General features: G+C 62.3%; 2 protein-coding genes and 1 pseudogene. 2 read left to right on the top strand and 1 reads right to left on the bottom strand.

What is annotated here, in order from left to right; genetic code table 11:
• Positions 1–1148: succinyldiaminopimelate transaminase (gene dapC / locus JWR14_RS26275; RefSeq protein WP_299714370.1), on the bottom strand; the 1148-nt coding region annotated here is incomplete at its 3' end.
• Positions 1149–1691: 543 nt separating this feature from the next.
• On the opposite strand from dapC, the gene smc reads away from it, so the two are divergent.
• Positions 1692–5207 carry a chromosome segregation protein SMC gene (gene smc / locus JWR14_RS26270; protein ID WP_299714367.1) on the top strand — a complete coding sequence of 1172 codons (3516 nt, stop codon included), beginning with the start codon at positions 1692–1694 and terminating at the stop codon, positions 5205–5207.
• Between the two features lie 263 nt (positions 5208–5470).
• Positions 5471–5778, top strand: a pseudogene (locus JWR14_RS26265) (cell division protein FtsZ); the annotation flags it as partial.

The following is a 5778-nucleotide window of genomic DNA, read 5'->3' as shown; positions in this document are numbered from 1 at the left end:
TCGGCGACCAGTGCAATGCGAATGAAGCCGCTGCCGGGATTCGTGCCATGGGCGTCCCGTGCCAGATACGAGCCCGGCAAAACCGTCACATTATAGTCGGCGTAAAGGCGGGCGGCGAACTCGGTGTTGGTGAGTCCGGTGCGCGCCACGTTCGCCCACAGATAGAACGCGGCGTCCGGCAGACTGACGTCAAGCACCTCGGCGAGCATGGGGGTGACGGTCGTAAATTTCTTGAGGTACAGCGCGCGGTTCTCGCGCACATGCGCTTCGTCTTTCCACGCAACAACGCTCGCTGCCTGGAACATGGGCGAGAGCGCGGCGCCGTGATAGGTGCGATAGAGCAGGAATTGCTTGAGTATCGACGCGTCCCCGGCGACAAAACCCGAGCGCATGCCGGGTACGTTCGAGCGCTTGGACAAGCTCGACAGCATCACCAGTCGATCGAAACCGCGGCCGAGCTTGTGCGCGGCTTCCAGGCAGCCCAGCGGAGGCATGGATTCGTTGAAATAGATCTCGGAATAACATTCATCGGAGGCAATCACGAAGCCATGGCGATCCGAGAGCGCGAACAGCTCGCGCCAGTCCTTCAGCGTCAGCACCGCGCCGGTCGGGTTGCCCGGCGAGCAGACGTAGAGCAATTGGGTGCGTGCCCAGACGGCATCGGGGACGGCTGCGTAATCGCAGGCGAAGTTGCGCGCTGGATTGCTGTTCACGAAGTACGGCTCGGCGCCGGCCAGCAGCGCTGCGCCTTCGTAGATCTGATAGAACGGATTCGGGCAGACGACAACGGGCGGTTCACCCGTGCTGCGGCTGTCGATCACCGTCTGGGCGAGCGAAAAAAGCGCTTCGCGCGAGCCGGAAACGGGCAAGACTTCCGTGGCGGCATTGACCGCGGGCAGGCCGTATCGCTCTTTCGTCCAGTCAGCAATGGCTTGGCGCAACGGCTCGGTGCCCGCGGTGGCGGGATAGGACGCGAGGCCGGACATCGCGTTCACGACTGCCTCGCGAATCAGCGCCGGCGTTGCATGTTTCGGCTCGCCGATACCGAAGCTGATGGGCGTCCAATCCGCGCGCGGCGTGACGCCTTTGAATAGCGCACGCAACTTTTCGAATGGATACGGCTGAAGTTTCTGGAGAAGTGGATTCACGGCGAAGTCGGTGCAGACGTTGAAACGACAAGGCTCGGATTATATCCCCCTCGTCGCTCTCCGTAGCCCCCTGGTTGGGTTTGCTGGGGCTTTGGGGCGGTTCTGCCGGCGCGCGGAAGGCGGGTTTGCGCAGTGGACAGGCGCTCGACCACGGCCGCCGACAGCCGAGCCGAAATCGCCCGGCATCGACCGTGCAGAACCCGGGCCGGCTTGCCGTTGCGAGGAGAAATCCCTGTGTCAGCAAACCAAAAGAATTCAAGACGTGCGATGGTATGATTGTCACCGTTCGCCGGGTTGCGTGCTTGCGGTCGGTTACAGGTTATATAGAAGGGTTATATATAAGCCGTCGAGCAATAGCACCACGGGTTGCGCTCCGTCGCTTCGAATCGAGCTTTGATCGAATCGAGCTGGATTCAACGGGGTTCGACCCACCGCCCGAGCGTTTTCGACCGGCGTTAGCAGTTATCTCCTGCCGCACAAGCATCAAGGCTCGGAGGCCCGCCGGCCCGTTCTCCCGAATTCTTTTCAATCAGCGATATCGCCGTGCGTCTGACCTCGATAAAACTCGCTGGCTTCAAGTCCTTCGTCGATCCCACCCATTTCCAGGTCCCAGGCCAGCTTGTTGGCGTGGTCGGGCCGAATGGCTGCGGCAAATCCAACATCATCGACGCCGTGCGCTGGGTGCTCGGCGAATCGCGCGCTTCCGAGTTGCGCGGCGAGTCGATGCAGGACGTGATCTTCAACGGCTCCACGGCGCGCAAGCCGGGCAGCCGCGCCAGCGTCGAACTCATCTTCGATAACGCCGACGGCCGGGCCGGGGGCCAGTGGGGCACCTACGCCGAAATCGCCGTCAAGCGCGTCCTCACGCGCGACGGCACGTCGAGCTATTACATCAACAACCTGCCAGCCCGCCGCCGCGATATTCAGGACATCTTCCTGGGTACGGGTCTCGGACCGCGTGCCTACGCGATCATCGGGCAGGGCATGATCGCGCGGATCATCGAAGCGAAGCCCGAAGAACTGCGCGTGTTCCTGGAAGAAGCCGCAGGCGTGTCCAAGTACAAGGAACGTCGCCGCGAGACCGAAAACCGCCTGCACGATACCCGCGAAAACCTGACCCGCGTGGAAGACATCGTGCGCGAGTTGAGCGCGAATCTGGAGAAGCTCGAAGCCCAGGCGATTGTCGCAACGAAATACAAGACGTTACAGGCCGACGGCGAGGAAAAGCAACGGCTCCTGTGGTTGTTGCGCAAAAACGAGGCGGGCAACGAGTCGGAGCGCCAACAGCGGGCTATCAGCGACGCGCAGATCGAGCTCGAAGCACAAACCGCCAAGCTGCGTGAAGTCGAAGCGCAACTGGAAACGTTGCGGGTGGCGCATTACAGCGCAAGCGACGCGATGCAGGGCGCGCAGGGCTCGCTGTACGAAGCGAACTCGGAAGTGGCCAAGCTCGAGGCGGAGATCCGCTTTATCGTGGAGTCGCGCAATCGGGTGCAGGCGCAGATCGCTGCGTTGAGCGCTCAGCGCGAACAGTGGCAGATGCAGGCCGAGAAGGCTCGTGGCGAGATCACGGATGCCGAAGAGGCGCTGGCTATCGGCGAAGAAAAGGCGGCAGTCGCGCAGGAAACAGCCGCTGCGAAACACGACGAATTGCCCGCCCTCGAAGCACGTTTTCGCGACGCCCAGGCCGAGTTGAACGCAGAGCGCGGCGGTATCGCGCAGACTGAACAAGCGTTGAAACTCGAGGCTGCGCATCAGCGCAATGCTGACCAGCAACTGCAGCAATTGCAGCAGCGTCACGAACGCCTGAAAAGCGAAGCGGGCGGCCTTGACGCGCCCGACGAAGCGCAACTCGAAGAGTTGCGCATGCAACTCGCTGAGCACGAAGAAATCCTCGCTGAAGCTCAAGCCCGGCTCTCCGATGCGCAGGACACGCTGCCGCGTCTGGATGGCGAGCGTCGCGCGGCACAAGAGAAAGTACAGGCCGAAAGCGCGCAGATTCACCAGCTCGAAGCACGGCTCGCGGCGCTGAAGCAGTTGCAGGAAAACGTCCAGACCGAAGGCAAGATCCAGCCGTGGCTCGACAAACACGAGCTTGGTTCGTTGCCGCGCTTGTGGAAAAAGCTGCACGTTGAAGCGGGTTGGGAAACGGCGTTGGAGTCGGTTCTGCGTGAGCGGATCGCGGCGCTGGAAGTATCGAATCTCGACTGGGTGAAGGCGTTCGCGACCGACGCGCCGCCCGCGAAGCTGGCGTTTTATGCACCGCCCAACGCCGGCCGTCCGCAGGAAACGCCCGCTGGTTTGCGGCCGCTGCTTGCGCTGATCCGTATCGATGACGCCGGTCTGCGCGCCGTGCTGACCGACTGGCTGGGCCAGGTTTTTGTCGCCGATGACATCGCCCAGGCGCACGCCTCGCGTGCGCAACTGCCGGACGGCGCTGCGTTCGTGGTGAAGGCCGGGCATGTGGTGACGCGCGTCGGCGTGCAGCTTTACGCCGCCGATTCCGAACAGGCCGGCATGCTCGCCCGCCAGCAGGAAATCGAGAACCTGACGAAGCAGGTGCGCGCAAAAGCCCTGCTCGCCGATGAAGCCAAGGCAGCAGCTATTCGGGCGGAAGCGGCGCATACGCAGGCATCGGCGAGTCTCGGAGACGCCCGCTCCTCCGCCGAACGCGCGACCCAACGTGTCCACGCGTTGCAAATGGACGTGTTGAAGCTTGCTCAGGCGCAAGAGCGCTACATGCAGCGCAGCACGCAGATCCGCGAGGAACTGGCTGAAATCACCGCGCAAATCGATGAACAGCGTGCGTTGCGCGCTGAATCGGAAGCGAATTTCGAGCGTCATGACGGCGAGCTCGCCGAGTTGCAGGCACGCTTCGAAGATCATCAACTGGCGTTCGAAGCACTCGACGAATCGTTGACCAACGCGCGCCAGGAAGCGCGCGACCTCGAACGCGCGGCCACTGACGCCAGCTTCGCAGCGCGTGGGCTCGCGGCGAAGATCGAGGAATACCGGCGCAACATCGAAACGGCGAAAGATCAGAGCGAACGCGTGGCCGGTGCGCTGGAAGACGCCCGCGCCGAACTTGAAACGATCAACGAGCAAACGGCTCACACCGGCTTGCAGGACGCGCTCGAACTGCGCGCGGAGCGCGAAGCGGCGTTGCAATCGGCCCGCATCGAACTCGACGATCTCACCGCACGACTGCGTCAGGCCGATGAATTGCGGCTTATCGCGGAACGTTCGCTGCAGCCGTTGCGCGACAAGATCAACGAATTACAGTTGAAGGAACAGGCGGCACGGATCAGCGGCGAGCAGTTCATCGAGCAATTGGCGGCAGCGGGTGTGGATGAAGCCGAGTTGCAGGCCAAGCTCACGCCGGATTTGAAACCGTCGTATTTGCAAGGCGAAGTCACGCGGCTGAACAACGCGATCGCGGCGCTTGGCGCCGTGAACATGGCCGCGCTCGACGAGCTTGCCGCAGCGAGCGAGCGCAAGGATTTCCTCGACGCGCAATCGGCGGATTTGAACGACGCCATTGGCACGCTGGAAGACGCGATCCACAAGATCGACCAGGAAACGCGGTCGTTGCTGCAAGGCACGTTCGACGAAGTGAACCGTCATTTTGGCGAGCTTTTCCCCCGTCTTTTCGGCGGTGGTCAGGCGAAACTCGTGATGACCGGCGACGAAATCCTCGATGCCGGCGTGCAAGTGCTCGCGCAACCGCCGGGCAAGAAGAATTCGACCATTCACTTGTTGTCGGGCGGTGAAAAAGCCCTTACGGCCACCGCGCTTGTGTTTGCAATGTTCCAGTTGAATCCGGCGCCGTTCTGTCTGCTGGACGAAGTGGACGCGCCACTCGACGACGCCAACACGGAGCGCTTTGCGAATCTTGTACGGGCGATGTCGGAGAAGACGCAATTCCTCTTCATCTCGCACAACAAGATCGCGATGGAAATGGCGCAACAACTGATCGGCGTGACGATGCAGGAACAAGGCGTCTCGCGGATTGTGGCCGTGGACATGGAATCCGCGGCGGGTTTCGCCCAGAATGCTTGAACGATTGGCCGGGCTGTTTTAGAACGGACAGCAAGATTAGCGTGGAAAAGCAGGGAGAACAGGCCTGGGAGGCCCGTTCTGGCGCGCAGTCGCGGAGTGGCTCATGCAGTTCGGTTGATTAGTTCGGTTGATTAATTCGGGACCGCGTGGGCCGCAGATCGCGCAGCGTAAGCTCAACAAGCGCTCAAATGAGCGCGGGATGCCTCAATAAGCGCTCGCCAAGCGCGCCGAGAGCGCAGCCGGAAAAGAATGACGGAGAGTGCATGGACGAGTTGACACTCGGGTTGATTGGAGCGGGTGCCGTGGTGGTTGGCGGCGTAGTGGTTTATAACGCGTGGCAGGGCGCCAAAGTGCGCCGCAAGATGCCGCGCCCGATGCCTGACGAAGCAGCGGAGTCGCTTGCGCGCAACGACACCGACGAGGAGCAGCCGTTCATTGAACCGACACGCCCGGTCCGGCGTGAACCCGCCATGGGCGAGGGCGATACACCGGACACGCGGGTTGAGCCGAGCTTCGGCGGTGCGCCGCTTTCCACGGTGGCGCCGGCCGATACCGCAGTCGATATCCAGGC

This window comes from Caballeronia sp. (genome assembly GCF_028292365.1).
In the GTDB taxonomy this organism is placed as follows: Bacteria; Pseudomonadota; Gammaproteobacteria; order Burkholderiales; family Burkholderiaceae; genus Caballeronia.
This window is presented reverse-complemented; position numbering and strand designations above follow the sequence as displayed.